The organism is Nocardia canadensis (genome assembly GCF_032656385.1).
GTDB classification, from domain to species: domain Bacteria; phylum Actinomycetota; class Actinomycetes; order Mycobacteriales; family Mycobacteriaceae; genus Nocardia; species Nocardia canadensis.
On the sequence record NZ_JAVCWB010000001.1, the window covers coordinates 684,005 to 709,819 of the forward strand.

Annotated in this window: 21 protein-coding genes; 8 read left to right on the forward strand and 13 right to left on the reverse strand. The window is 70.1% G+C overall.

Translation table 11 applies throughout. From position 1 onward, the window contains the following. The first annotated feature begins 11 nt into the window (after positions 1–11). The 4 genes from nth (at position 12) to Q7X29_RS03090 (ending at position 3,361) form a co-directional block, all read left to right on the forward strand. Positions 12–692, forward strand: a complete 681-nt coding sequence (nth, locus tag Q7X29_RS03075) for an endonuclease III (RefSeq protein WP_218716987.1) — start codon at positions 12–14, stop codon at positions 690–692. After that, on the forward strand, positions 689–1,348 hold the full coding sequence (locus Q7X29_RS03080) for a TlpA family protein disulfide reductase (RefSeq protein ID WP_316573209.1): 660 nt from the start codon (positions 689–691) through the stop codon (positions 1,346–1,348). Before nth ends, Q7X29_RS03080 begins: the two co-directional genes overlap by 4 nt. Positions 1,349–1,362: 14 nt before the next feature. Then, entirely contained in the window at positions 1,363–2,091 is a 729-nt protein-coding gene (locus tag Q7X29_RS03085) for an NUDIX hydrolase (protein WP_316573210.1), read from the forward strand. Positions 2,092–2,167: 76 nt separating this feature from the next. Further along, positions 2,168–3,361: a MarP family serine protease gene (locus Q7X29_RS03090; protein WP_218715848.1), complete on the forward strand. Its 1,194-nt coding sequence runs from the start codon at positions 2,168–2,170 to the stop codon at positions 3,359–3,361. 44 nt (positions 3,362–3,405) lie between these two features. On the opposite strand, the gene Q7X29_RS03095 is transcribed toward Q7X29_RS03090, so the two are convergent. The 11 genes from Q7X29_RS03095 to Q7X29_RS03145 all read right to left on the reverse strand — a co-directional run bounded on the left by Q7X29_RS03095 (position 3,406) and on the right by Q7X29_RS03145 (position 16,005). Next, on the reverse strand, positions 3,406–4,392 hold the full coding sequence (locus Q7X29_RS03095) for an alpha/beta fold hydrolase (RefSeq protein WP_218715849.1): 987 nt from the start codon (positions 4,390–4,392) through the stop codon (positions 3,406–3,408). Between the two features lie 55 nt (positions 4,393–4,447). After that, positions 4,448–4,936, reverse strand: coding sequence for a phage holin family protein (locus tag Q7X29_RS03100; protein WP_218715850.1), 489 nt, complete (start codon positions 4,934–4,936; stop codon positions 4,448–4,450). A 31-nt stretch (positions 4,937–4,967) separates the two neighbouring features. After that, on the reverse strand, positions 4,968–6,233 hold the full coding sequence (gene nhaA / locus Q7X29_RS03105; protein WP_218715851.1) for a Na+/H+ antiporter NhaA: 1,266 nt from the start codon (positions 6,231–6,233) through the stop codon (positions 4,968–4,970). Positions 6,234–6,371: 138 nt separating this feature from the next. Further along, on the reverse strand, positions 6,372–8,336 hold the full coding sequence (gene acs / locus Q7X29_RS03110; protein WP_316573211.1) for an acetate--CoA ligase: 1,965 nt from the start codon (positions 8,334–8,336) through the stop codon (positions 6,372–6,374). Between the two features lie 74 nt (positions 8,337–8,410). Beyond that, a complete protein-coding gene (locus Q7X29_RS03115; RefSeq protein WP_218720647.1) occupies positions 8,411–10,045 on the reverse strand; it encodes a solute symporter family protein in 1,635 nt (544 codons plus the stop codon). Further along, positions 10,042–10,398: a DUF485 domain-containing protein gene (locus Q7X29_RS03120; RefSeq protein WP_218720648.1), complete on the reverse strand. Its 357-nt coding sequence runs from the start codon at positions 10,396–10,398 to the stop codon at positions 10,042–10,044. Before Q7X29_RS03120 ends, Q7X29_RS03115 begins: the two co-directional genes overlap by 4 nt. Positions 10,399–10,547: 149 nt before the next feature. Continuing rightward, complete coding sequence (locus Q7X29_RS03125; RefSeq protein ID WP_218720649.1) at positions 10,548–12,302, reverse strand: sodium/solute symporter; 1,755 nt, start codon at positions 12,300–12,302, stop codon at positions 10,548–10,550. Positions 12,303–12,423: 121 nt separating this feature from the next. Then, positions 12,424–12,789, reverse strand: coding sequence for a hypothetical protein (locus Q7X29_RS03130; RefSeq protein ID WP_316573212.1), 366 nt, complete (start codon positions 12,787–12,789; stop codon positions 12,424–12,426). Then, positions 12,786–13,583 carry a LytR/AlgR family response regulator transcription factor gene (locus Q7X29_RS03135; RefSeq protein ID WP_218720651.1) on the reverse strand — a complete coding sequence of 266 codons (798 nt, stop codon included), beginning with the start codon at positions 13,581–13,583 and terminating at the stop codon, positions 12,786–12,788. Before Q7X29_RS03135 ends, Q7X29_RS03130 begins: the two co-directional genes overlap by 4 nt. Positions 13,584–13,688: 105 nt before the next feature. After that, positions 13,689–14,597 carry a trypsin-like serine peptidase gene (locus Q7X29_RS03140; protein WP_316573213.1) on the reverse strand — a complete coding sequence of 303 codons (909 nt, stop codon included), beginning with the start codon at positions 14,595–14,597 and terminating at the stop codon, positions 13,689–13,691. A gap of 226 nt (positions 14,598–14,823) precedes the next feature. Next, a complete protein-coding gene (locus Q7X29_RS03145; RefSeq protein WP_316573214.1) occupies positions 14,824–16,005 on the reverse strand; it encodes a sensor histidine kinase in 1,182 nt (393 codons plus the stop codon). 218 nt (positions 16,006–16,223) lie between these two features. On the opposite strand from Q7X29_RS03145, the gene dnaE reads away from it, so the two are divergent. Further along, entirely contained in the window at positions 16,224–19,814 is a 3,591-nt protein-coding gene (gene dnaE / locus Q7X29_RS03150; RefSeq protein ID WP_316573215.1) for a DNA polymerase III subunit alpha, read from the forward strand. On the opposite strand, the gene Q7X29_RS03155 is transcribed toward dnaE, so the two are convergent. Then, positions 19,750–20,250, reverse strand: a complete 501-nt coding sequence (locus Q7X29_RS03155; RefSeq protein WP_218720655.1) for an MFS transporter — start codon at positions 20,248–20,250, stop codon at positions 19,750–19,752. The two genes, dnaE and Q7X29_RS03155, sit on opposite strands and share 65 nt — an antisense overlap. Beyond that, positions 20,190–20,633 carry a hypothetical protein gene (locus tag Q7X29_RS03160; protein ID WP_218720656.1) on the reverse strand — a complete coding sequence of 148 codons (444 nt, stop codon included), beginning with the start codon at positions 20,631–20,633 and terminating at the stop codon, positions 20,190–20,192. Before Q7X29_RS03160 ends, Q7X29_RS03155 begins: the two co-directional genes overlap by 61 nt. Positions 20,634–20,729: 96 nt before the next feature. Between Q7X29_RS03160 and Q7X29_RS03165 the strand changes: the two genes are divergently transcribed. From Q7X29_RS03165 to Q7X29_RS03175, 3 genes are all read left to right on the forward strand, one after another. After that, on the forward strand, positions 20,730–22,652 hold the full coding sequence (locus tag Q7X29_RS03165) for a hypothetical protein (RefSeq protein WP_316573216.1): 1,923 nt from the start codon (positions 20,730–20,732) through the stop codon (positions 22,650–22,652). Positions 22,653–22,733: 81 nt separating this feature from the next. Further along, entirely contained in the window at positions 22,734–24,485 is a 1,752-nt protein-coding gene (gene treZ / locus Q7X29_RS03170) for a malto-oligosyltrehalose trehalohydrolase (RefSeq protein WP_316573217.1), read from the forward strand. A 76-nt stretch (positions 24,486–24,561) separates the two neighbouring features. Next, positions 24,562–25,812: a serine hydrolase domain-containing protein gene (locus Q7X29_RS03175; RefSeq protein ID WP_218720658.1), complete on the forward strand. Its 1,251-nt coding sequence runs from the start codon at positions 24,562–24,564 to the stop codon at positions 25,810–25,812. Positions 25,813–25,815 lie beyond the last annotated feature (3 nt).

Below are 25,815 nucleotides of genomic sequence, written 5' to 3' on the forward strand. Positions count from 1 at the left end.
GGGCACGTCGGATGAACCGCACCCTCGGTGCGGCCTTTCCCGACGCGCACTGCGAGCTGGATTTCACCACGCCGCTGGAGCTGGCCGTCGCGACGATCCTGTCGGCCCAGTGCACCGACGTCCGCGTGAACCTCACCACTCCCGCGCTGTTCGCGAAGTACCGCAGCGCGCGCGACTACGCTGAGGCCAACCGGGCCGAGCTGGAGGAATACATCCGGCCGACGGGCTTCTACCGGAACAAGACCAGTTCGCTGATCGGGCTCGGGCAGGCGCTGGTCAGCGAATTCGACGGTGAATTGCCTCACACCCTGCCGGAACTGGTGAAGCTGCCGGGCATCGGACGCAAGACTGCGAACGTCATCCTCGGCAATGCCTTCGATGTGCCCGGAATCACCGTCGACACCCACTTCGGCAGGCTGGTGCGGCGCTGGAAGTGGACCGAGGACGAGGATCCGGTCAAGGTCGAACACGCGGTCGGCGAGCTGATCGAGCGCAAGGAGTGGACGATGCTCTCGCATCGGGTGATCTTTCACGGTCGCCGGGTGTGTCATGCGCGCAAGCCCGCTTGCGGCGCCTGTGTCCTCGCCAACGACTGCCCGTCGTTCGGGATCGGGCCGACCGATCCGGTGGCGGCGGCCGAACTGGTCAAGGGTCCTGAGCGCGAACATCTGCTCGATATGGTCGGCCTGTGAGTGATCCCGCCGAACCGTCGCCGGTGCGGCGACCCGCCTTCCGCTGGGCGCTGGCCGCGCTGATCCTGGTCGTCGCCGCGGCGGTGGCGCTGTGGCCGCGCGGTGGTTCCGAGGACGCCGGCCCGTCGGCGTCGCGGGTCGAGCAGCCAGCGACGGCGTCGGCCGAGCAGCGGGCGGCGGCGGGCCTGGCCCCGTGTCCGGCGCAGGCGCAGGCGCCCGGATCGGGTCCGCTGGCCGGGATCTCCCTGCACTGTCTCGCCGACGGCGCGCCCGTCGACCTCGCCGCCGCGCTCGGCGGCAAGCCCGCGCTGCTCAATCTGTGGGCCTACTGGTGCGGTCCGTGCGCCGTCGAGCTGCCCCACCTGCAGGAATTCGCGCAGCGCGCGGGCTCGCAGCTCACCGTGCTGACCGTGCACAGCGACCCCGACGAGGTGAAGGCGCTGTCGCGACTCGACGGATTGGGCGTCACGCTGCCCGGTGTCGAGGACCCGCGGGCGAGCGTGCGCACCGCCGTCGGCGCGCCCGCGGTACTCCCGGTGTCGGTGCTCGTGCGCGCGGACGGCACGATTGCCAGTGTCGAGGTCCGCACGTTCGCCGATGTCGCCGACATCGCCGACACGGTGGCCGAGGAGCTCGGCGTTCGGATCGCGGTATGACGAAGGACGTTGTGATGAACGGTGTACTACGGCTGGACGAGTCCGGTCTTCCGTCCTGGCTGACCGCCGCGATCCGGCACGGCGGCCCCGACGCCGACGACACCCTCGCCGTCTCCCGCGCCCTGCGCCGGGCCATGTCGATCACCGGCAAGCCGCGTCAGGCCGCCGTGCTCGTCCTCTTCGGCGGTTCGCCCGACGCCGATCCCGCCGCGCTGGGCGGCTTGCCCGCCGATGCCGACGTGCTGCTCACCCAGCGCGCGTCGACCATGCGCCAGCACCGCGGTCAGATCGCCTTCCCCGGCGGCGCCGAGGACCCCGGCGACGACGGCCCGGTCGGCACCGCGCTGCGCGAGGCCGCCGAGGAGACCGGCCTGGACCCCGCGGGCGTGCAGCCCTTCGCCATGCTGCCGAAATTGTTCGTTCCGCCGTCGAAATTCGACGTGACTCCGGTCCTCGGCTACTGGCGAGCACCCAGCGCGGTCGGCGTCGTCGATCCGGCGGAAACCGAGCGTGTCGTCCGTATTCCGCTGACCGAATTGCTCGATCCGGCACACAGATTCATGGTGCGTGGCAGTCTCGGCTACCAGAGTCCCGCTTTCCAGGTCGACGGCATGCTGGTCTGGGGACTCACCGGCGGTATCCTCGCCGGAATCATCAAAACGGCTGGGTGGGAACGAGACTGGGATCGGGGCGACGTGCGTGACTTGGAGAGCTCGCTGGCTGCGGTCGGAATGACCCTGTGAGCGAGCGCAGCGAGCGGCCTAGCGGGGCAGCCGCCACGGCGGTCATGCTGGAGCCGAGCGTCAGTGAGGCGGAAGTATGAGCGCCTCGGTATGGCTCGATATCGCGGTCGTGCTGATCGCACTGGTGGCGGCGTCGACCGGCTGGCGGCAGGGCGCGGTGGCGTCGGCGCTGGCCTTCTTCGGCGTCGCGCTGGGTGCGGTCGCCGGCATTCTGATCGCGCCGCACATCCTCAAACACCTCAGTGAGGGGCGCAGCCGGGTCCTCGGCGGCATCCTGCTGATCGTGCTGCTGGTGATCGTCGGCGAGGTCGCGGGCATGGTGCTCGGCCGCGCGGCGCGCAGCAGCATGCGTCATCCCGTGGCGCGCAGCGTGGACAGCGTCATCGGCGCGGTGCTACAGGCGGCGACCGTGCTGGTCGCGGCCTGGTTGCTGGCCCTGCCGCTGGCCACGGCCTCGCAACCCGGCGTCGCCGCCGCGATCAACGGATCGCGGGTGCTCGCCGACGTCAACGAGGTCGCGCCGAGCTGGTTGCGCAAGCTGCCCAACGAATTCTCGCGGCTGCTCAACACCTCCGGGCTGCCGGACGTCATCGGACCGTTCGGCCGGGCACCGATCGCCGCGGTCGAACCGCCGGACGCGAGCGTGCTCGCCAGCCCGGTCGCGGCCTCGCTACAGCAGAGCGTGCTGCGCATTCGCGGTGTCGCGCCCAGCTGCCAGCGGGCGCTGGAGGGCTCCGGCTTCGTCGTCGCGCCGGAACGGGTGATGACCAACGCGCACGTCGTCGCGGGCACCACCAGCGTGTCGGTCGATACCGCGCGTGGGCCGATGGAGGCCAGCGTGGTGCTGTTCGACCCGTCCAAGGACATCGCGGTCCTCGACGTGCCCGGACTGACCGCGCCGGTCGTGCCGCAGGCGCCGCAGGCGGCGAGCTCGGGGGAGAGCGCGATCGTGCTCGGCTACCCGGGCGGCGGCCCGTACACGGCCAGCGCCGCTCGTGTTCGCGAGACCCTCGACCTCACGGGCCCGACGATCCACCGCGACGGCACCGTCGAGCGCGAGGTGTACACGGTGCGCGGCCAGGTCCGGGCCGGTAACTCGGGCGGACCGCTGGTCGACACCGAGGGCCAGGTGCTCGGCGTGGTCTTCGGCGCCGCCGTCACCGACGACGACACCGGCTACGTGCTGACCCTGCACGAGATCGCCCCGGAACTGGCGGCCGCGCAGACCAGCGGCGCTCCGGTTCCCACCGGGGCCTGCGTCCTGAGCTGAGACGAATCGTCCCGGGTGGCACCAGCCGCCCGGGACGAACTCGTTCAGGGGGAGACCAAGCCGTCCTTGGGCGACCCGTTGACGCCGTTCTGTTCGCGCCAGCGGGTGGTCAGTACCTCGTTGACCTTGCCGGGGTTCTCCTGGTGCGCGTAGTGCCCGGCCCGGGGAATCGACACCAGCGTCCGATCCGGCGACAGGCGCGCCCCCCGGTGGAACGTGGTGGGCAGCAGATACGGATCGTGTTCGCCGCGCAGCCCGAGCACCGGAATGCCGATCGGCGTGCGCATGGTGGCCATGAACCGCTTGCCGTCGGGGCGCCACTGGCTGCGGAAGGCCCACCGCTGGTACTCCAGCGCGCTGTGCGCGGCGCCGGGAATCCGGATGGCGGTGCGCATCCGGGCCGCGGTCTCGGCGAATTCTGCCGTCCGTGACCAGGTTTCGCCGACCCGCTCACGCAGCAGCCGCTCGACCTCGGCGCCGTCGCGGCGGGTGAGCAGGTGTTCCGGGTAGCGCGGCAGCTGGTAGCGCAGGAAGTCCGGCAGCCAGGTGGCGCGCTGGGCCCGATCGCGCAGTACCGCGCTCTTCAACGCCGCCGGGTGCGGCGAGCTCACCAGCGCGATCGTGCGGACCAGCCGGGGATGCAGCACGGCGGTGGCCCAGCAGACCAGGCCGCCCTCGGCGTGCCCGACGAGCGTGGCCTCGGTGTGGCCGAGCGCCCGGATCAGGCCGGCGATGTCACCGGCGAGGGTCCAGCCGTCATAGCCGCGTGGTGGCTTGTCGGTGTCGCCGTACCCGCGCAGGTCGACGGCGACGGTCCGGTACCCGTGCTGGGTGAGCCCGGTCAGCTGGTGCCGCCACGACCACCAGAAGTCGGCGAAGCCGTGCAGCAGCAGCACCAGCGGGGCATCGGCACGGTCCGTTCCGTCGGCCTCGACGACGTGGAAACGGATCCCGTTGGCGTGCACGTCCCGGTGGGTCCACGGTCCGTCGTAACGGACGCTGGACGGATCCGGGAATGAGTTGGACGACACGCCGATCGAGCCTAGTAGGCGGGTCCGGCCGTCGCGACCGGGCCCGCCCGGCGCGTCATCGACGGGTCGACTTCTCCAGCGCGGGAGCGTGCTCACTGTGGGTGAGCGCCGCGGGCAGGACCTCGGCGGTCTGCTTGAGCGAATTGATCGTCTTCTCCGGCGCCCGCAGTTTGCGGACCTTCAGCCAGCCGAGCAGGGCGAGCAGCGCGGTGGCCGCCACCATCAGCACGAACACGATCAGGAACGCGGCCCAGCGGTACAGCCACACGTCCAGCAGTTCGGCGAGGAAGAAGAAAAAGAAGAACGAGCTGAACAGCAGCACGGTCAACGCGAGGATGAAGAACACGCTGCCGGTGAGTCCCTTGCGGACCTCGGCGGTGACCTCGGCCTTGGCCAGCGCGACCTCGGCGCGGACCAGGGTGGACATCTGCTCGGTCGCATCGCGGACGAGGCTGCCGATACTCGCCGATCCGGGCGGGTTGGCGTCGGTCAACGGGATGGAAGTGACCGTGCGACCGTCATTTCCGCCTTGGGTGTAACTCACTTCGTCGACCCTTCTCCCTGTCCTGGCACTACTAGGCCTCACTGTCCGGTTGTAGCTCGTCCGCGTCGCGGCGCGCCTGGTGCACACGTCCTCGGCGCAACAGTAGCGCCGATCCGAGCAGCGATGCTGCCATGGAGGTCACCAGGACGGCGGCCTTCGCCAGATCGATGGCGTCGTCACCGACATCGGCCAGCGCGAGTTCCGCCACCAGCAGGCTAACGGTGAACCCGATCGCGCCGAGTACCGACAGGGCGAACATGTCGCGATACTCCAGCCCCGCCGGTCGTTTCGCCACGCCGAAACGGATCGCGAGCCAGCTGATCCCGAAGATGCCGATCGTCTTGCCGAGCAGCAGTCCGAGGATGATCGCCAGCGACAACCGGTCGGTGAACAGCGAGCCGAACACCGCCGCGTCCAGCGGCACGCCGGAGGCGAACAACGCGAACAGCGGCACGCAGAATCCCGCCGAGATCGGCTGCACGACATGCTCGAGATGGGTGGCGGGCGCGATCTTCTCGCCCGGGTCCTTGCGCACTCTGGTGAGCAGTCCGAGCGCGACGCCGGCCAGCGTCGGGTGGATGCCCGCCTCGTGCAGCGCGTACCAGCAGACCAGCGCGACGGGAAGATAGAACAGCGGCGTGTGCAGCCGCTGCCGCTGCGCCAGCGCCCAGGCGGCGCAGCAGGCCAGCGCGACACCGAGCCACAGCATCGACAGCGACGCGGTGAACAGCACCGCGATGAGGATGATCGCGAGCAGATCGTCGACCACGGCCAGGCTAAGCAGGAACACCCGCGCGCTGGCGGGGATGCGTGAGCCGGTCATGGCGAGGACCGCGAGCGCGAAGGCGATGTCGGTGGCGACCGGGATCGCCCAGCCGTTGTCCATGCCGGGCACACCGTGGCCGATGGTGATCGCGATCAGCGCCGGGGTGATGACACCGCCGACGGCGGCGATGATCGGCAGCGCGGCCCGCTTCGGATCGGCCAGCTCGCCGACGACGAACTCGCGTTTGAGCTCCAGCCCGGCGACGAAGAAGAAGATCGCGAGCAGCCCGTCCTTGGTCCAGTCGGCCAGGGTGAGGTCCAGGTGCAGGGCGGAGATGCTGAGCCGGGTGTCGACCATGGTCTGATAGCTCGCGCCCCAGGGCGAGTTCACCCAGATCAGGGCGATGGCGGCGGCGACGAGCAGCAGCGCGCCACCGACGGTTTCGGTGCGTAGATAGCGGGTGAGCTCGGAGCGAACACGGGTGATCACGGTGGGCCTTTCGGCGGGGTGGACGGCGCTGCGGGCGCTCATCCCATCCGGCGGCGCCTGGAGATTCACGACCGCATGCCGACCAGTCTTCCCGGCACACCTGAACGAGATTCTAACGGATACGGCCGGTGACATCGGAGGTCACCGGCCGTATCCTGCGCCTTCGCGGCGCGTCCCGCCTCAGTTGCCGCCGGCGCGAATCGCCTCGAAGACGCCGGGGTCGACCAGGGTCGAGGTGTCGCCGAGTTCGCGGCCCTCGGCCACATCGCGCAGCAGTCGGCGCATGATCTTGCCGCTGCGGGTCTTGGGCAGCTCGGGCACGATGTGGATCTCGCGCGGCTTGGCGATCGGGCTGATCTCCTTGGACACCTCGGCCTTCAGCTCGTCGACCAGGCCGTCACCGGCGCGGCCCGCCGCGTCGCCGGTGAGGATGACGAAGGCGACGATGCCCTGCCCGGTGGTCGCGTCGCTGGCGCCGACGACGGCGGCCTCGGCCACGGCCGGGTGCCCGACGAGCGCGGACTCGACCTCGGCGGTGGAGATGCGGTGCCCGGAGACGTTCATGACGTCGTCGACCCGGCCGAGCACCCACAGGTCGCCGTCGGCGTCGAGCTTGGCGCCGTCACCGGCGAAGTACCAGCCCTGCTCGGCGTAGCGCTCCCAGTAGGTGGCCTTGTACCGCTCCATGTCGCCCCAGATGCCGCGCAGCATCGACGGCCACGGCTTGTCCAGCACCAGGTAGCCGTTGGCCTCGGTCTCGCCGAGCTGCACCGGCTTGCCCTCCTCGTCGACGACCGTCGCCGAGATGCCGGGCAGCGCGCGCATGGCCGCGCCGGGCTTGGCCGCGGTGACGCCGGGCAGTGGCGAGATCATGATGGCGCCGGTTTCGGTTTGCCACCAGGTGTCGACGATCGGGGTCTTGTTGGCGCCGAGGACGTCTCGGTACCAGCGCCAGGCTTCGGGGTTGATGGGTTCGCCGACGGAGCCGAGCAGGCGCAGGGTGGTGAGGTTGTGGGCGTCGGGGATCTCGCGTCCCCATTTCATGAAGGTGCGGATCAGGGTGGGGGCGGTGTAGTAGATGGTGACGCCGTATTTTTCGATGATCTCGAAGTGGCGGTGTTCGTTGGGGGAGTTGGGGGTGCCTTCGTAGACGACTTGGGTGGCGCGGTTGGCGAGGGGKCCGTAGACGATGTAGCTGTGGCCGGTGACCCAGCCGATGTCGGCGGTGCACCAGTAGATGTCGGTGCCGGGTTTGTGGTCGAAGACGTTGTGGTGGGTGTAGGCGGCTTGGGTGAGGTAGCCGCCGGTGGTGTGCAGGATGCCTTTGGGTTTTCCGGTGGTGCCGGAGGTGTAGAGGATGAACAGGGGGTGTTCGGCGGGGAAGGGCTGGGCTTCGTGCGACGGCGAAGCGAGCGAGACGGTTTCGTCCCACCACAGGTCGCGGACCGGCGTCCAGGGCACGTCCAGGCCGGTGCGGCGCACCACCAGCACACGCTCGACCGAGGTCGGGTCGTCGCCGAGCGCCTCGTCCACCGCCGACTTCAGCGGCGCGGGCTTGCCACGGCGCCACTGCCCGTCGGTCGTCACGATCAGGCGCGCCTGCGCGTCGTCGACGCGCTGGCGCAGCGCCGCCGGCGAGAAGCCGGCGAACACCACCGAGTGGGTGAGACCCAGCCGCGCGCAGGCCAGCATCGACACGATCGCCTCGGGCACCATCGGCATGTAGATCGCGACGCGATCACCGGCGACCAGCCCGAGCGCGGTGAACGCGTTGGCCGCGCGGGAGACCTCGTCGAGCAGTTCGCGGTAGGTGATGTCGCGGGAGTCGCCCGGTTCGCCTTCCCAGTGGATGGCGACCTGGTCGCCGTGTCCGTCGATGACGTGGCGGTCGACGCAGTTGTAGGCGACGTTGAGCTCGCCGTCGGCGAACCAGCGCGCGACCGGGGCGTCGCTCCAGTCGAGCACCTGGGTGAACGGCGTGTGCCAGTGCAGCCGGTTGGCCTGCTCGGCCCAGAAACCGTCACGATCGGTGCCGGCCCGCTCGGCCAGCGAGGCATCGGCATTCGCCTGCGCGACGAACTCCGCGGTGGGCGGGTAGCTGGTCGCGTGGTCGGGCCGGGTGGGGTCGGTGACTGCACCGGTCACAAGAGATCTCCTTCGAACAACAGGGGTGAAACCCGTGCCGGTGGTGGGGAACCACCGGCACGGGCAGGGCAACGTCAGTGCGAGATCGCCTTCTCCGCACCGACGCCGGTCAGAGCGCGCACTTCCATCTCCGCGGCCTTGGCGGTGTCGACCTGCTCGCCACGGCCACCGACGAAGGTGCCGATCACGCCGAGCGCGAAGGCCAGCGGGATGGACACGATGCCGGGGTTGGACAGCGGGAACCAGTGGAAATCGGTTCCGGTGATCATCGAGGTCTTGGTGCCCGACACCGCCGGGGAGAACACGATGAGCACGATCGTCGAGATCAGGCCGCCGTACATCGACCACAGCGCGCCGGTGGTGTTGAAGCGCTTCCAGAACAGCGAGTACAGGATCGTCGGCAGGTTCGCCGCCGCCGCCACCGCGAACGCCAGCGCCACCAGGAACGCGATGTTCTGGCCGTTGGCGAGGATGCCGAGCCCGATCGCGAGCACACCGATCACCACGGCGGTGATCCGCGAGACCCGCACCTGCTTGCGCTCGTCGACCTTGCCCTTCTTGATCACGCTGGCGTAGATGTCGTGGGCGAACGAGGCCGAGGCCGTGATCGTCAGACCGGCGACGACCGCCAGGATCGTCGCGAACGCGACCGCGGAGATCACGCCGAGCAGGATCACACCGCCGAGTTCGAACGCCAGCAGCGGGGCCGCCGAGTTCTGGCCACCGGCCGCGGCCAGGATCTTGTCCGGGCCGACGATGGCCGCCGCGCCGTACCCGAGCACCAGGGTGAACAGGTAGAACGCGCCGATCAGGCTGATCGCCCAGACCACCGAGCGCCGAGCCTCTTTCGCGGTCGGGACCGTGTAGAAGCGCATCAGCACGTGCGGCAGACCCGCGGTGCCCAGCACCAGCGCCAGGCCCAGTGACAGGAAGTTCAGCTTCGAGGTGTCGCTGCCGCCGTACTGCGCGCCGGGCGCGAGCACATCGCGGGCGGCGACGGCCTTGTTGGTCGACTCGCTCACCGATTCCTGGGCGGCACCGAGGATGTCGGAGAAGTTGAAGCCGAACTTCGCCAGCACCATCACCGTCATCAGCGCGGCGCCCGCGATCAGCAGTACCGCCTTGATGATCTGCACCCAGGTGGTGCCCTTCATGCCGCCGACCAGCACGTAGACGATCATCAGCACGCCGACGATCGCGATCACGACCGATTGGCCCGCGCGACTGGAGATGTCGAGCAGCAGCGCGACCAGACCGCCGGCGCCCGCCATCTGCGCCAGCAGGTAGAACAGCGACACGGTCAGCGTGGTCAGCGCGGCCGCGGTGCGCACCGGGCCTTCCTTCAATCGGAAGCTGAGCACGTCGGCCATGGTGAATTTGCCGGTGTTGCGCAGCATTTCGGCCACCAGGAGCAGCGCGACCAGCCAGGCGACGAGGAAGCCGATCGAGTACAGGAACCCGTCGTAGCCGTAGACGGCGATCGCGCCCGCGATGCCGAGGAAGCTGGCCGCCGACAGGTAGTCACCGGCGATGGCGATGCCGTTCTGCGGACCGGAGAAGCCACGACCGCCGGTGAAATAGTCGGCGGCACTGGCGTTGTTGCGGCTGGCCCGGATCACCACGACCATGGTGACCGCGACGAACAGCGCGAAGATGGCGATATTGGCGACGGGGTTACCCACCGTCGTGTCCGCGGCAAGGATGTTCACGCGCGGCCTTCCTCGAGAGACTCGCGAATGGCCGCGGCGCGCGGATCCAGCTCACGATTGGCGAAGCGGACGTAGAGCCCGGTGATGAGGAATGTGGAGACGAACTGCCCGAGGCCGAGCAGCAGACCCACGTTGATGTTGCCGAAGACCTTCGTGGCCATGAAGTCGTGCGCGTACGCGCCGAGCACCACGTAGCTGAGGTACCACAGCAGGAACAGCGCGGTCATCGGGAAGACGAAGCGGCGCAGGCGATTGCGCAGATCCTGGAACTGCGGGCTCGCCTGCACGGCGAGCCATTCCTCGGCACTCGGCGCGCGCCGGTCGGGCGCTTCTTCGGTATCGGTTTCGGTCATGCTCGAGGTCCTAGCGTGAGGGGGTCGTGCGTGGGATGACGGTAAGACGGCGAGCGGACGCGCAGGATGGTGTGGCCTGGGTCACTCGGTGAAAGCCGTCACATGTGCGGTGAACGGTCGCTGTGGCGCGACGAACGGTCAGCGCGAGATCACCGGTGGGCGGCCGATTCGGGGTCGCGGTCGGCGCTCATCCCGAGCCGTTCCGGTGCGTGCATCCGCAGGAAGATCCCGGCGATCGCGCGCTTGTCCTGCTTCCTGGTCAGCAGGCTCACCAGGATCGTCACCGCGAACGCCAGCGGCACACTCACCGCGCCCGGGTAGTCCACGATCGCCGAGGCCCAGCCGCCCGCCAGTTCGGGCGAGACCCCGCCGAGGACCGCGAGCACCGTCGCGCCACCGGCGGTGATGCCACCGGTCAGGAGTCCGCTCGCCGCACCCGCTGCGGTGAGCCCGCGCCACCAGATGCCCAGCACCAGCAGCGGACACAGGGTCGAGGCGGCCACCGAGAAGGCGAGCGCGACCGTGCGTGAGAGATCAAGGGACGCGACCGTCAGCGCCAGGGTCAGCGGGACGAGCCCGGCGACCAGCGCGGCGGCGCGGAAGTCCCGGATCCGGCCCCGCAGCACGTCGGTGCTGAGCACCCCGGCGAGGCTGACCAGCAATCCCGAGGACGTCGACAGGAACGCCGCGATGGCTCCCGCCGCGGCGAGGGCGGCGAGCAGCTGTCCGCCGAGGCCACCGAGCACCGCACCGGGCAGCAGGACGACGGCCGCGTCGGAGGCGCCGGTGATCAGCAGCTGCGGCACGTACAGCCGGGCGAAGACGCCGAGCAGGATCGGGAACAGGTAGAACAGGCCGACCAGCCCGATCACGGTCAGCGCGGTCCGGCGGGCCGACGGTCCGTCGCGGTTGGTGTAGAACCGGACCAGCACGTGCGGTAGCCCCATGGTGCCGAGGAAGGTCGCCACGATCAGCGAGAACACCTGGTACTGGGGGTGTTCGCCGCCCAAGCCGCCGCCGGGTGCCACCCAGCCCGCGCCGTCGGCGGGTGCGCCGGCGACCACCGGTACCGCCGATCCCGCGTCGAGGATCAGTTCGGTGTTCGCGGCCAGGGTGTGGTCGCCGGGGGTGAGCAGGACCGGCCCGTCCTCGCTGCGTCCGTCGAGGGTGCCGAACACGGTGACCTGCTGGGAGACATCCAGGTGCACCACCACATCGGTCGAGATGTCGACGGTGGTGCGCTCGGCCACCGTCGACGGCGCCGCCGTGCCGACCGGGCGTTCGTCGGCGAGGAAGTGCAGGCCCAGCACCAGCGCGGGCACCGCCACCGCGGTCAGTTTCAGCCAGTACTGGAAGGCCTGCACCAATGTCACCGATCGCATGCCGCCGCCGATCACATTCGCCAGCACGATCATCCCGACCGCGACGGCGCCCACCCAGGACGGCGCGCCGAGCAGGATGTGCAGCGTGAGCCCGGCGCCCTGGAACTGCGGGATCAGATACACCGCGCAGACGACGACGACCAGCCCGGCGGCCATGCGCCGCAACCGGATCGAGCCCAGCCGGAACTCCGCGAAGTCGGGGACCGTGTACGCGCCGGAGCGGCGCAGGGGAGCGGCGACGAACATCAGCAGCCCGAGGTAGCCCGCGGTGAAGCCCACCGGATACCACAGCGCGTCGGTCCCGTACTTGGCGATGAGCCCGGCGACGCCGAGAAACGACGCGGCGGACAGGTATTCGCCCGAGATCGCCGCCGCGTTCCACCGGGAGCCGACCGTGCGGGAGGCGACCAGGAAGTCGGAGGTGGTGCGCGAGAGGCGAACTCCGTAGAAGCCGATGCCGATCGTGGCGAGAGCCGCCAACACGAGGGCGGTCACGGTGAGGGCGGGATTGCCGACGCTCATCGGGGGCATCCGGGCGGCGCCGAGGTCACTCGGGGCGGGGTCGGGCCGTCGGCCTCGCGCGGAATCGTCGCGCCGGTGGTGGGCGGCGCAGGCACGGCGGTGAGGTCGCGGGCGGTCACGTTCAGTCCCCGGCCAGTTCGAGGAAGTCGTCTTCGTTGCGCTGGGCAAGGCGCACGTACAGCCGTCCCACCGCGTAGAGCGCGGGGAACGCGAGGAAACCGAGAATCAGCCAGGGCAGCCGGATGCCGAGGACGGTCGTCTCGGCCACGGCATCGATGCCGAACAGCACCGGCAGCGTGCCGAACCCGGCGACGACGACCAGGCCGAGGCGCAGTGCCAGGCCGAGTTGCGCGCGGATCAGACCGCTGATGAGGGCGGCGCCGAGATCGGTCTGCTCGACCACTTCGGTGCGCGTGCGAACCTGCCGCGCGCCCCGCCGCTGCGCCAGCACCACGCGCTCGCGGGGCGGGCGCTGCGGTCCGGTCATCGCTGCGACCAGTTCTGTCGCGGGCCGTGCACCAGCCGCTGCTTGAGTTCGCGTACCTGCCGTCGGCTCACCGGCAGTTCCACCGCCCCGGCCGCGCCCTCGGCCCGCAGACACACCACCGTGCCGGTGCCCACGCTGCGCAGCCCGGTGACCAGGCGTAACGCCACCAGGTACGAGCGGTGCACGCGCAGGAACCCGGCGTCCGCCCATCGTGCCTCGAGCGCCGAGAGCGGAATCCGCACCAGGTGCGATCCGGTGCCGGTGTGCAACCGCGCGTAATCGCCGTCGGCCTCGACCCAGGCGACATCGGCCCGGTTCACCAGGGTCGTGACCCCGCCGAGCTCCACCGGGATCACCTCGCTCGGATGCGCCGGTTCCGGCGGTGTCGCCGCGGGCGCCGACACCCTGGCGGCGAGAATCCGCCGCACCGCCTCCGCCAGTCGCGCCGCGCGCAACGGCTTCAGCAGATAGTCGACGGCCCCGAGGTCGAACGCCGCCACCGCGTGATCGTCGTGCGCGGTCACGAACACCACCGCGGGCGGCTCCGCGAACTCCGACAGGATCCCCGCCAGCTCCATCCCCGTGAGCCCCGGCATATCGATGTCGAGGAACACCGCGTCGATCGGATGGGCCCGCAACAACCGCAGCGCACTGGTCGACTCGCTCGCCCGATGGATCTCCCCGACCCCGGCCTGCGCGCTCAGCAGGTACACGAGCTCGTCGAGCGCGGGCTTCTCGTCATCGACAGCGAGCACCCGCAGCGCGGTCGGTGATTCTTCGGTGGTCCAGGTCACAGCCCATCCATGGTAGCGGCACGTGGACGCGCGGCGTACCCGGACAGCGGCCAGGTCTTCGGGCCGGTTCGCCCACCGACCTGCGCCGCATCACCCTGCCTCGGGTCAGGAACCGGAACCGGTGGAGGGCAAGCCACCCCCGCGGGGCAGGCCCGGGTACTGGGCGAAGACCCAGTTGTCGGCTTCGGTGACGAGGGCGGGGGCGACCCCCGCGATCGCCGAGCCGCCGTCGCTGTTGAGGACGGTGATGATCTGCGGGCCCGCGGCCGTACCGGTCACGTAGGGGCCGCCGCTGGATCCGCCACCGACGTGGCACTCGGACTGGTCGGTGACCCGGTGTACGGCGGCGCGGCCCCGGCCGGGGAAATAGGTGTAATCGCCCACGCACGCCGACATCAGCACGGCGTTGTACGGTGCGGGACCGGGGTAGCCGAGCAGTGTCGACTGGACCGACTGGCTGCTCGACAGTGCCGGGTGCACCTTCAGGCCGCCACCGGTGGCCGCCGAGACGACGCGGTTGCCCTCGGCGGGGCGGATCGCGAGCACGGCGACATCGGGAACGCTGCCGTCCACGGGGATCTCGGAGGTGAAGGCCCTGTCGACCACCCAGTCACCGTAGGGGCGCTGCCCGTCGTGCCAGGCCGGGGTGAATGTCGCCCTGCCGGCCGCGATCAGCGCCGCGTCGTTGTCGATGCAGTGACGCGCGGTGATCGCCAAGGCGCCGCTCGGACTGTCGAGCACCGTCGCGGTGCACAGCCCGCCGGTGGTGAGCCTGCCGACCTTGCGGGTCACCTCGTTGCCGGTGTAGGGCGCGGAGACGAAATAGCCGCCCTTACCGTTGGTTTTCAGTGATCCGTCGTCGTTCTTCACCAGCCGGCTGTAGAGCAGCGAGCCACTGGGATCCGGTTGCACGGCACTGTCGGCCGTGGCGTGGGGGATCCCCCCGAGCGTGCAGGCGGTGATCGTGACCGCGGCCGCGGCGAGCCGCTGCCCTGTCCGACGAATCTTGTTCACAGCGAATCCTGTTCGATGTCGGCGCGGTCGCCGACGCAGCCAGGTCGGCAACGCCGCGCAAGGGGTGGAAGCCCGCGGGGCGCCGTCGTCACCCCAGTGCCCAGTGGGTGAACGAGATGTTAGCTGTGAACACGCGTCACAGTATCGGTTTCCGAAACAGATATGTTTAAGAGTGTGTGACGAGCGTGCGATCATCCGCGATCCGCCCGTCCGGGAACCCGGTCGTTCAGGCGCGGATGCCCGCACGGAATTTGGGGACGCGCATGCTGACCTTGGTGCCCGCCCCGGGGGCGGTGTCCACGACCAGCCCGTAGTCGTTGCCGAAGGCGGCGCGCAGGCGGTCGTCGACGTTGGCGAGGCCGACGTGGGCGGCTTCGCCGGTGCGGGCGGTGCCGGTGCCGGTGTCGACGGCGTCGAGGGCGCCCGAGCGCAGGAGTTCGGGGTCCATGCCGATGCCGTCGTCCTCGACGCTGATCAGGCAGTCGGTGCCCTCGTCGCCGGCGACGATGCTCAAGTGCCCGCCGCGACCGCCGCCGCCGAGGCCGTGCCGCACCGCGTTCTCCACCAGCGGTTGCAGGGCCAGGAACGGCAGCACCACGCCGAGTACCTCGGGTGCGATCTGCAACCGCACGTCGAGTGCGTCGCCGAAGCGGGCCTGTTCCAGCGCCAGGTAGCGCTCGATATTGCGCAGTTCGTCGGCGAGGACGGTGAATTCGCCCGCGGCGCGGAACGAATAGCGGGTGAAGTCGGCGAATTCGAGGATGAGTTCGCGGGCCCGGTCGGGATCGGTGCGGACGAAGGAAGCGATCGTATTGAGCGCGTTGTAGATGAAATGCGGACTGATCTGCGCCCGCAGCGCCCGCAGTTCGGCCCGGTCGACCCGGGCCCTCGAAGCGTCCAGCTCGGCCAGCTCCAGCTGCCCGCACGCATACCGGGCGACCTCACCCGCCGCCCCGAGCATGCCGGGTCCAGGCTTCCCGGTGGTCACCATCCCGAGTGCCCCCACCGCCGCCCCTGTCTCGATCAGCAGCGGCTGCGCGATGAGCGAATGCTCGTCCCCACCGACCAGCACCGCCCGTTCGTCGGCGATCGCCCGCCGCGCCGCCTCGGCGAACGCCTCGACCATCTCCGGATGCGGCCCATCCCACGCCAGCAGCGTCGCCTCCGCGTCCACCACTCCCAGCGCCTCGGCCCCGGCCAGCGCCCGCAGATGCGGCGCCGCCTCCCGCGCCGCCTCCGCCGTCAACCCCCGCCGCAACGGCACCGCCGCCAGCGACGCGGTATGCAACGCCTGATGAACGGCCCGCTGGGCAGGCGTGGTCACCACCCGCTGCGTCCGTCGCCACACCAGCCAGGCGGTGGCCACGACGATCACCACACCGGCCAGCGCCACCGCTGTGGTCGTCACCGTGCACTCCTGTCCGCTCGCATCCGGCGATTATCGCCGCAGTCCGCCGCCGCGCGCCGATGCGCGCGCCCGGTACCCGCGCGCCCCGGTGAACCAGCGGAAAACAGACGTTGCCGAGGACTCGCCGGTGACCTTCGCCACGACACGCCGCAACCGTCCAGCACGGGGGCGGGGTGCCCGTGTGGCACGCGAAATGTTGTCGGACCCACGTGCCTAGAATGCCTAGGCCAACCCCCGTCGACACCCTGGGAGGAAGGACCGTCTTGGCTCCGTCCGGATCGTTCGTTCACCTGCACAACCACACCGAGTACTCCATGCTCGATGGTGCGGCGAAGATTTCGCCGCTGTTCGCGGAGGCGGAACGGCTGGGCATGACCGCCGTCGGCATGACCGACCACGGCAACATGTACGGCGCCTCGGAGTTCTACAACAGCGCCAAGAAGGCCGGCATCAAGCCGATCATCGGCATCGAGGCCTACATCGCGCCGGAGTCGCGGTTCAACACCAAGCGGGTGCAGTGGGGCGATCCCGGTCAGAAGAGCGACGACGTGTCGGGTTCGGGCGCCTACACCCACATGACCATGGTCGCCGAGAACGCGACCGGCCTGCGCAACCTGTTCAAACTGTCGAGCCTGGCCTCCATCGAGGGTCAGCTGGGCAAGTGGGCGCGCATGGACGAGGAGATCATCGCGCAGTATGCGGAGGGCATCATCGCCACGACGGGTTGCCCGTCGGGTGAGGTGCAGACCCGGCTGCGCCTCGGTCACGAGCGCGAGGCGCTCGAGGCCGCCGCGAAGTGGCAGGAGATCTTCGGCAAGGAGAACTTCTTCCTCGAGGTGATGGACCACGGCCTGTCCATCGAGCGCCGGGTCCGCGAGGGCTTGCTCGGCATCAGCAAGCAGCTCGACATTCCGCCCATCGCCACCAACGACTGCCACTACGTCACCAAGGACCAGTCGACCAATCACGAAGCGCTGCTGTGCATCCAGACCGGCAAGACGCTCTCGGACCCGACCCGCTTCAAGTTCGACGGTGACGGCTACTACCTGAAGTCCGCCGCGGAGATGCGCGCGATCTGGGACGCGGAGGTCCCCGGCGCCTGCGACAACACCGAACTCATCGGCGAACGCGTGCAGTCCTACGACGACGTGTGGGCCCACCGCGACCGGATGCCGATCTTCCCGGTGCCTGAGGGCCACACCCAGGCCACCTGGCTGCGCAAGGAAGTCCTCGACGGTCTGGATCGCCGCTTCCCCGACGGCCCGCCGCAGGACTACCTCGCCCGCGCCGACTACGAACTCGGCGTCATCTGCGAAATGGGTTTCCCCGCCTACTTCCTCGTCGTCGGTGACCTGATCCGCCATGCCCTCGAGGTCGGCATCCGCGTCGGCCCCGGCCGTGGTTCGGCCGCGGGCTCGCTCGTCGCCTACGCGATGGGCATCACCAATATCGACCCGATCCCGCACGGCCTGCTGTTCGAGCGGTTCCTCAATCCCGAGCGCGTGTCGATGCCCGATATCGATATCGACTTCGACGATCGCCGCCGCGGTGAGATGGTCCGCTACGCCACCGAGAAGTGGGGCAGCGACCGCGTCGCCCAGGTGATCACCTTCGGCACCATCAAGACCAAGGCCGCGATCAAGGACTCCGCGCGAGTCCTGTTCGGCCAGCCCGGTTTCGCCATCGCCGACCAGATCACCAAGGCGCTGCCGCCGCCGATCATGGCCAAGGACATCTCGGTCTCGGGCATCACCGACCCGGACCACGAGCGCTACAAGGAAGCCGCCGAGGTCCGTGAGCTGATCAGCTCCAACCCCGACGTCGCCAAGATCTACGAGACGGCGCGTGGCCTGGAAGGCCTGATCCGCAACGCGGGCGTGCACGCCTGCGCGGTCATCATGTCCTCCGAGCCGCTCACCGACGCGATCCCGGTGTGGAAGCGCGCGCAGGACGGCGCGATCATCACCGGCTGGGACTACCCGTCGTGTGAGGCCATCGGCCTGCTGAAGATGGACTTCCTGGGTCTGCGCAACCTCACCGTCATCGGTGACGCCCTGGAGAACATCAAGGCCAATCGCGGCATCGATCTCGACATGGATCATCTGCCGCTCAACGACCCGGCCACCTACGAGCTGCTCGCCCGCGGCGACACGCTCGGGGTGTTCCAGCTCGACGGCAGTGCCATGCGCGATCTGCTGCGCCGCATGCAGCCCACCGGCTTCGAGGACATCGTCGCCGTGCTGGCGCTGTACCGCCCCGGCCCGATGGGCATGAACGCCCACAACGACTACGCCGACCGCAAGAACGGTCGTCAAGAGGTCAAGCCGATCCACCCCGAGCTCGAAGAGCCGCTGAAAGAGATCCTGGCCGACACCTTCGGCCTGATCGTCTATCAGGAACAGATCATGCAGATCGCGCAGAAGGTCGCCGGGTACTCGCTCGGTCAGGCCGACATCCTGCGCCGCGCCATGGGTAAGAAGAAGCTCTCGGTGCTGGAGGAGGCCTACGCGGGCTTCCGCGAGGGCATGCTCAAGAACGACTTCTCCGAGCCCGCGATCAAGGCCCTGTGGGACACCATCCTCCCGTTCGCCGGCTACGCGTTCAACAAATCGCACGCCGCCGGCTACGGCCTGGTCTCCTTCTGGACCGCCTACCTCAAGGCCAACTACCCGGCCGAGTACATGGCCGGCCTGCTCACCTCCGTGGGTGACGACAAGGACAAGGCCGCGATCTACCTGTCGGACTGCCGCAAGATGGGCATCACCGTGCTGCCGCCGGATGTCAACGAGTCCGAGCAGAACTTCGCCTCGGTCGGCAAGGACATCCGCTTCGGTCTGGGCGCGGTCCGCAACGTCGGCGCCAACGTGGTGTCCTCGATCATCGCCGCGCGCAAGGAGAAGTCGAAGTTCACCGACTTCTCCGACTACCTGAACAAGATCGACGCGATCGCCTGCTCCAAGAAGGTCACCGAATCGCTCATCAAGGCAGGCGGTTTCGACTCCCTCGGGCATCCGCGCAAGGGCCTGCTGCTGATCCATTCCGATGCGATCGACGCGGTGATGTCGACCAAGAAGGCCGAGGCGATCGGCCAGTTCGACCTGTTCGGCGGCCTGGACGACGGCGACGACTCGGTGGCCTCGGTCTTCAATGTGAAGGTCCCCGAGGACGAATGGGAGACCAAGCACAAGCTCGCCCTCGAGCGCGAGATGCTGGGCCTCTATGTCTCCGGGCATCCGCTCAACGGTGTCGAGCACGTGCTGGCCGCCCAGGTCGACACGCCCATCCCGGCGATCCTGGAAGGCGACGTCAAGGACGGCGCGCAGGTGACCATCGGCGGCATCCTCGCCTCGGTCAACCGGCGGATCAACAAGAACGGCCTGGCCTGGGCCTCGGCGCAGCTCGAGGATCTCACCGGTGGCGTGGAGGTGCTGTTCTTCCCGCAGTCGTACTCGGTCTACGGCATGGACGTGGTCGAGGACGCCGTGGTGCTGGTCAAGGCGCGCGTGTCGGTCCGCGACGACCGCATCTCGCTGATCGCCAACGACCTTGTGGTGCCCGATCTCTCGGCGATCGGCGTGGCGAAGCCGGTATCGGTCGTGATGACGACCCGCATGTGCACGCCGGACAAGATCGGTGAGCTCAAGAAGGTGCTCTCGCGCCACCCCGGCACCTCCGACGTGCATGTCCGCCATGTCGGCGCGCGGGAGAAGACCACCCTGCTCAAGCTCGACGACAGCTGGCGGGTCAGCCCGTCCTCGGCGCTGATGGGCGATCTGAAGGCACTGCTCGGTCCCGGCTGCCTGGGCTGAGCCGGGCGCGGTGCTCCCGCGAGCACCGCGCGCCCCCGGCCGGTCGAGAAACGATGCTCATCGCCCGGCCGCGCAGGTCGGCGGGGACCGGGCTCGCCGCCGCGATCGCCCAGAAACCGGCGTCGACGAACGCGCTCACCACGCGCGTCCCGAACAGCATCCGGTACTCGCCGGTCAGCGCGCCGACGATATGCGCGGCCACCAGGACGGCGAGGAAGACCAGCAGGGTGTCGCACCGGGGCAGGCACAGCGTGACCACGGCGAGCACCGGTGTCCCGATCGGCATGCCGAGCGCGAAGCCCGAGATGACCAGGCCCGCAGGGGGAATGGAGACACCGAGATCGGCGGCGAGGTCGGTGAGCAGTCCGGCGAGTATCAGCTCGGAGCTGCCCTGGGCGAAGATCGACGACCCCAGGATGCAGAGGGCGGGCGGCACGGAGAGCTCTCTCTGCGGCGACGCGCATGCCGCTGATCGTCGCGGTCAGGAACCGGGCGAGGTCGCGGGCGGGGGTCGGTGGTGATCTCCCCGGCACGCTGCCCGTCAGTGATGGTGGCGGTGAGCGCGGCGAGGCTGCGGTCCTGGTCGGCGCGCAGCGTCGCCCTGACCGCGGTGTCGTGCGGGGCGAGTTCGACGGTCGAATCGAGCACCAGGCGGCCCGCCGGTTCGGCGTCCGGAGCGTCGGCGGCCTGGTCCAGGACCGCACGGAGACGATCGCGGGCCGGTGCGCCGCGGTCGAGGATCTCGAAGATGGTCGCGTTCTCGGTCGTCATGGAGCGCTGGAGCGCGCGGTCCACGTCGAGTTCCTTGGGACGGGCCATGACGGCGACCGTCGCGCGTTGTGGACATGTCAGTCCAGAACGGCCCCGGCGGGTGCTCATCGAAACCCGGCGGGCGACGAGCTAGCGTCGGGAGACGTGACGTCAGCGACTCGGCTCGATTCGCCACCACAACCCGCGCGGCCCGCGCGGCCGCGCCTGCGGGTGTCGCCGCGGGCCGTGCTGCTCGCCGCCGCCGCGCTGATCGTGGCGCAGCTGGTCCTGCGCGGCTGGGTCGCGGCGTCGGGGTTCTTCTACTGGGACGACTTCATCCTGCTCGGCGAGGTGGGGCGGCATCCGCTGTGGTCGGCGGAGTTGCTGTTCACCAGCCACGACGGACACGTGATGCCGATGGCGTTCGCGCTGACCTGGGTGGTGACCGCGGTGGCGCCGTTCGAGTGGGCAGTGGCGGCGGCCGTCCTGGTGCTGTTGCAGCTGCTGGCCTCCCTGGCCGTGCTGCGGCTGGTCGTCGTGCTGCTCGGGACCGGGCCACGCCTGCTGGTGCCGTTGACCTGCTACCTGTTCGTGCCGCTGACGGTGCCCGCCTTCGCCTGGTGGTCGGCCGCGGTGAACGCGCTGCCGCTGCAGATCGCGCTCGCCTGGGTCAGCGCGGACGCCCTGCGGCTCGTGCGCACCGGCCGCCGTCGGTACGCGGTGTCGGGCGCGGCCGGGTACGCGGTCGCGTTGCTGTGCTTCGAGAAGGCGGTGGTGGTGCTGCCGGTCGCGTTCGCGGTGGTGACGCTGTCGGCGTACGTCCGCGGGGAATCGGTGCGCGCGGTCGCCCGGCGCGGCGCCGCTCTCTGGACGGCGGCGGGCGGTGTGCTGCTGGCGTGGTCGGCGTTCTTCCTGCTGGTCATCCAGCGTCCGCGCGGGCTGTCCCGGCCCGAGCAGCCCACCGCGCTGCTGCGCCAAGCGCTCTCGGACGGCCTGGTACCCGCTCTGTTCGGGGGACCGTGGCGGTGGGAACGCTGGCAGCCCGCGACCCCGTGGGCCGATCCGCCCGGCGTGGCCGTCGCGCTGTGCTGGCTGCTGCTGATCGCGTTCGCGGCGTGGACGATCCGCACGCGAGTCCGGGTCGGCGCGGTCTGGGTGTGCGCGGCCGCCTACGTCGTGCTGACCGTCGCGCCGGTGGTGGTGCTGCGTGACGGACCGGGCACCGCGGCGCTGTTGCTGCAGTCCATCCGGTACTTCGCGGATGTCGCCGCGATCGCCTGCCTGGGACTCGCCCTGATCATGACCGCCGCGCACCGCGTGCCGCGTGGCGTCCACGCCGGTTCCTCGGTGGCCGATGACATGACGGCTCACGAGGCGGGAGAACGTCTCCGTGGCGGGCTCGCGGTGCGGCAGCTCGTCGCGGAGCGAGACGACGGTGATCGCGTTGGCTTCCGCGCGGTCGTGCCCGTGGCGGCGACCGTGATCTTCCTCGTGAGCAGCGTGTTTTCAACCGTCACCTTCACCCGCTCCTGGGAGCCGAGCCCGGCCCGCACCTACGTCACCGGGGTGCGCGCCGCACTCCCGAACGCGGACGCGCCGCTCTTGCCGCAAGAGGTTCCCTGGAACGTGCTCAACCCCTTGGCCTTCCCGCAGAACATGACCGACCAGGTATTCGCCGCGCTCGCCGGACCGGACACCTTCGCCCGCTCGACACCGCACCTGCGGATGTTCACCGACGACGGCGACCTCGTCGACGCCCAGGTGTGGTGGAACCGCTCGATCGTGCCCGCCCCGGAACCCGGCTGCGGCTACCGGATGACGCCGGGCGAGGCGCTCCGGCTGCCGCTGGACGGACCGATGCAGATCCGCGAATGGACCGCCCAGCTCAACTACCTGGCCGACCGCGACGGCGCGATCGCCGTCTCGTTCGAGGGCGCCGCCGAAACCGTCGCCGAGGTCAGGGCCGGACTGCACCCGGTCTACCTCCGCATGCTCGGCGGCGGCACGGCGCTGCGGGTCCGCGCGCTGACGCCGAACATCGAATTGTGCTTCGGCACAGGGCCGGTCGGGGTGGTGGCCCACGACTGACGTCGGCCGGAAGCCGGGAGCCCCACCGCGCGTGGCACCGGTCGCCCTGCCCGATGACCGCGCGCGTGCGATGCTGGGGCCATGAGGCAGTTTCGGGTCTGGGCGCCGGAGGCGGGGGCGGTGCGGCTGCAACTGGACGGGGTGACCCATGCGATGCGGCGCAATGGCGGCGGACGCTGGTCGGTCACCGTCGACGCAGGTCAGGGCGCCCGCTACGGGTTCCTGATCGACGACGATCCGACCGTGCTGCCCGACCCGCGCTCCCCGCGCCAACCCGACGGAGTGCACGAACCCTCCGCCGTGCACGACCTGGACCAGGCGGCCTGGACCGACCGGAACTGGACCGGCAGACAGCTGGCCGGTTCGGTGTTCTACGAACTGCACATCGGCACCTTCACCCCGGACGGCACCTTCGACGCGGCGATCGACCGGCTCGACCACCTGGTCGCGCTGGGCGTCACCACGGTCGAGCTGATGCCGGTCAACGCCTTCGACGGCACCCACAACTGGGGCTACGACGGCGTGCTCTGGTACGCGGTGCAGGAGAGCTACGGCGGTCCCGACGGCCTGCAACGCTTCGTCGACGCCTGCCACGCGCGCGGCCTGGCGGTCTGCCTGGACGTGGTCTACAACCATCTCGGCCCCTCCGGCAACTACCTGCCCCGCTTCGGCCCCTACCTCACCTCGGGGCGCAATACCTGGGGCGAGAGCCTGAACCTGGACGGTCCCGGCTCCGACGCGGTCCGCCGCCACATCATCGACAACGCCCTGCGCTGGCTGCGCGACTTCCACATCGACGCGCTGCGCATCGATGCCGTGCACGCGCTGGTCGACCGCACCGCGACCCACCTGCTCGAGGAACTCGTCGTCGAAACCACCGCGCTGTCGGCGCATCTGGGCCGCCCGCTGAGCCTGATCGCCGAAAGCGACCTCAACGACCCTCGCCTGATCACGCCGCGCGCGGCGGGCGGCTACGGCCTGACCGGCCAGTGGAACGACGACCTGCACCACGCCGTGCACACGGCCGTGTCCGGTGAACGGCAGGGCTACTACGCCGATTTCGGCTCGCTGGCCTGCCTGGCCCAGACCCTCACCCACGGGTTCTTCCACGCCGGCACGTATTCCAGCTTCCGCGGCCGCACCCACGGCACGCCGATCCCGCGCGCGCTGATCCCCGGCAGCGCCCTGCTCGGCTACACCTGCACCCACGACCAGATCGGCAACCGGGCCGTCGGCGACCGCCCGAGCGCCTATCTCACCCCGGGACAGCTGGCGGTGAAGGCGGCGCTGGTGCTGCTCTCGGCGAGCACGCCGATGCTGTTCATGGGCGAGGAATGGGGTGCGCGCACCCCATTCCAGTTCTTCACCTCGCACACCGACCCGGTCGTCGGCGCGGCCACCGCGGCCGGCCGCCGGGCCGAATTCGCCGAGCACGGCTGGTCCACCGACGAGGTGCCCGACCCGCAGGACCCGGACACCTTCCTCCGCTCCAAGCTGGACTGGACCGAACCGACCAGGGAACCGCATGCCCGGCTGCTCGCCTGCTATCGCGCGCTGCTCGCTCTGCGCAGGAGCAGGTCCGAGTTCACCGACCCCTGGCTGGAACGGGTCTGGGCCGACTACGACGAGGCGAATCGCTGGTTCGTGCTGCGGCGCGGCCGGATCTCGGTGGTCTGCAACCTGTCCGAGGACGAGGCGGTGATCCCGGTGCACGGCCGGGTGCTGCTCGCCTGGGCGCCCGCGACCGAATCCGGTGCGGGAACGCTCATCTCGGGGCACAGTTTCGCCGTGCTGGAAGAGGGCGACGGCGCGGGGACCGTGGTCACCGACTGATCCGCACAGAGCACGGCTCGGCTACGGTCGCCGGTAGACCGTTGCCCAAGCGAACAGACGTCCGTACGGTTGAACGATGAGCAACGACGCTTATGGGCAGGACAGCGCTGCCCTCCCGGCCGGTGTGGGCGGTCACGCCGCGGCCGGATTCGGTCCGCTGGTGCGCGCTTTCGCCACCTTGATCGGCCATCGCCGCGGCGCGGGCGGTGCCATCGCGATCTATCGGCACGGCGAACCCCTGGCCCATCTGTGGACCGGCAGCGCGGGGGACCGGCCGTGGACCGCCGACACTGCGCCCATCGTGTTCTCCGCGACCAAGGGCGTCACCGCCACCGTCATCCACCGGCTCGCCGATCGCGGCCTGATCGACTACCAGGCGCCGGTCGCCGAGTACTGGCCGCGCTTCGCCGCGCGGGGCAAGGGCGCGATCACCGTCGCCGACCTGCTCACCCATCGGGCGGGCCTGTCGTCGCTGCCCGCGATCGCGACCACCGCCGCCGAATCCCTCGACCACGAGCTCATGGAGGACCGGCTCGCGCTGGCCACCCCCGACCGGCTGCTCGGCATCCCGACTTACCACGCGCTGACCTACGGCTGGCTGCTGGCCGGGCTGGCCAGGGCCGTCACCGGGCAGAGCATGAGCACGCTCATCCGCAGCGAGGTCACCGACCCGCTCGGCATCGACGGCATCCACCTCGGCCGCCCAGCCGTCGGATCGTCCACGGAATACGCCCGGCTGGCGGGCGCGCACCTGAGCGTGGCGGGCCACCCGATCGCCGCCGCTTTCCTCGACCGGATCGGTCAGCGGTTTCCCGGCCCGCTCGGCGCGGCCGCCCGCTGCCTGTTCGTGCCCGGGCTCGACGGCATCCTCGACGGTGACGAGCCGGCCATTCTCGACTCCGAGATGCCCGCGGGCAACGGTGTGTGCACCGCGCCGGGCCTGGCCAGGATGTACTCCGCGCTGGCCGACGGACTCACCGTCGACGGCAGGCCGTTCCTGGCGCCCGGGACCCACCGGACGATCCGGCGGGTACAGACCTACCGCCTCGACCACGCCCTGTTCTACTTCCCGATGATGTGGCACCTCGGCTATCACTCGATGCCGGTACCCGGCGCGCGCAACGCCTTCGGCCACATCGGGCTCGGCGGGTCCTTCGGCTGGGTCGACCCGCAGTCGGGCCTGTCGGTGGCCTTCGTGCACAACCGCCTCGACCAGGGTCTGCTGCCCTACGACCAGCTCGCGATGAGCTGGCTGCTGCCGCTGGCCGTGGCGGGCGCACGCTCGTCCCGGTCGGCCGCGCAGCGCCCGGACCGCGCCGCGGCGTAGTCC

What these genes read in the sequence shown, in the direction of transcription:
- nth (WP_218716987.1), top strand. Translation starts at nt 12, where the DNA reads ATGAACCGCACCCTCGGTGCGGCCTTTCCCGACGCGCACTGCGAGCTG.
- Q7X29_RS03085 (WP_316573210.1), top strand. Translation starts at nt 1,363, where the DNA reads ATGAACGGTGTACTACGGCTGGACGAGTCCGGTCTTCCGTCCTGGCTG.
- Q7X29_RS03090 (WP_218715848.1), top strand. Translation starts at nt 2,168, where the DNA reads ATGAGCGCCTCGGTATGGCTCGATATCGCGGTCGTGCTGATCGCACTG.
- nhaA (WP_218715851.1), bottom strand. Translation starts at nt 6,233, where the DNA reads ATGAGCGCCCGCAGCGCCGTCCACCCCGCCGAAAGGCCCACCGTGATC.
- Q7X29_RS03120 (WP_218720648.1), bottom strand. Translation starts at nt 10,398, where the DNA reads ATGACCGAAACCGATACCGAAGAAGCGCCCGACCGGCGCGCGCCGAGT.
- Q7X29_RS03125 (WP_218720649.1), bottom strand. Translation starts at nt 12,302, where the DNA reads ATGAGCGTCGGCAATCCCGCCCTCACCGTGACCGCCCTCGTGTTGGCG.
- Q7X29_RS03130 (WP_316573212.1), bottom strand. Translation starts at nt 12,789, where the DNA reads ATGACCGGACCGCAGCGCCCGCCCCGCGAGCGCGTGGTGCTGGCGCAG.
- dnaE (WP_316573215.1), top strand. Translation starts at nt 16,224, where the DNA reads ATGCCTAGGCCAACCCCCGTCGACACCCTGGGAGGAAGGACCGTCTTG.
- Q7X29_RS03160 (WP_218720656.1), bottom strand. Translation starts at nt 20,633, where the DNA reads ATGGCCCGTCCCAAGGAACTCGACGTGGACCGCGCGCTCCAGCGCTCC.
- treZ (WP_316573217.1), top strand. Translation starts at nt 22,734, where the DNA reads ATGAGGCAGTTTCGGGTCTGGGCGCCGGAGGCGGGGGCGGTGCGGCTG.
- Q7X29_RS03175 (WP_218720658.1), top strand. Translation starts at nt 24,562, where the DNA reads ATGAGCAACGACGCTTATGGGCAGGACAGCGCTGCCCTCCCGGCCGGT.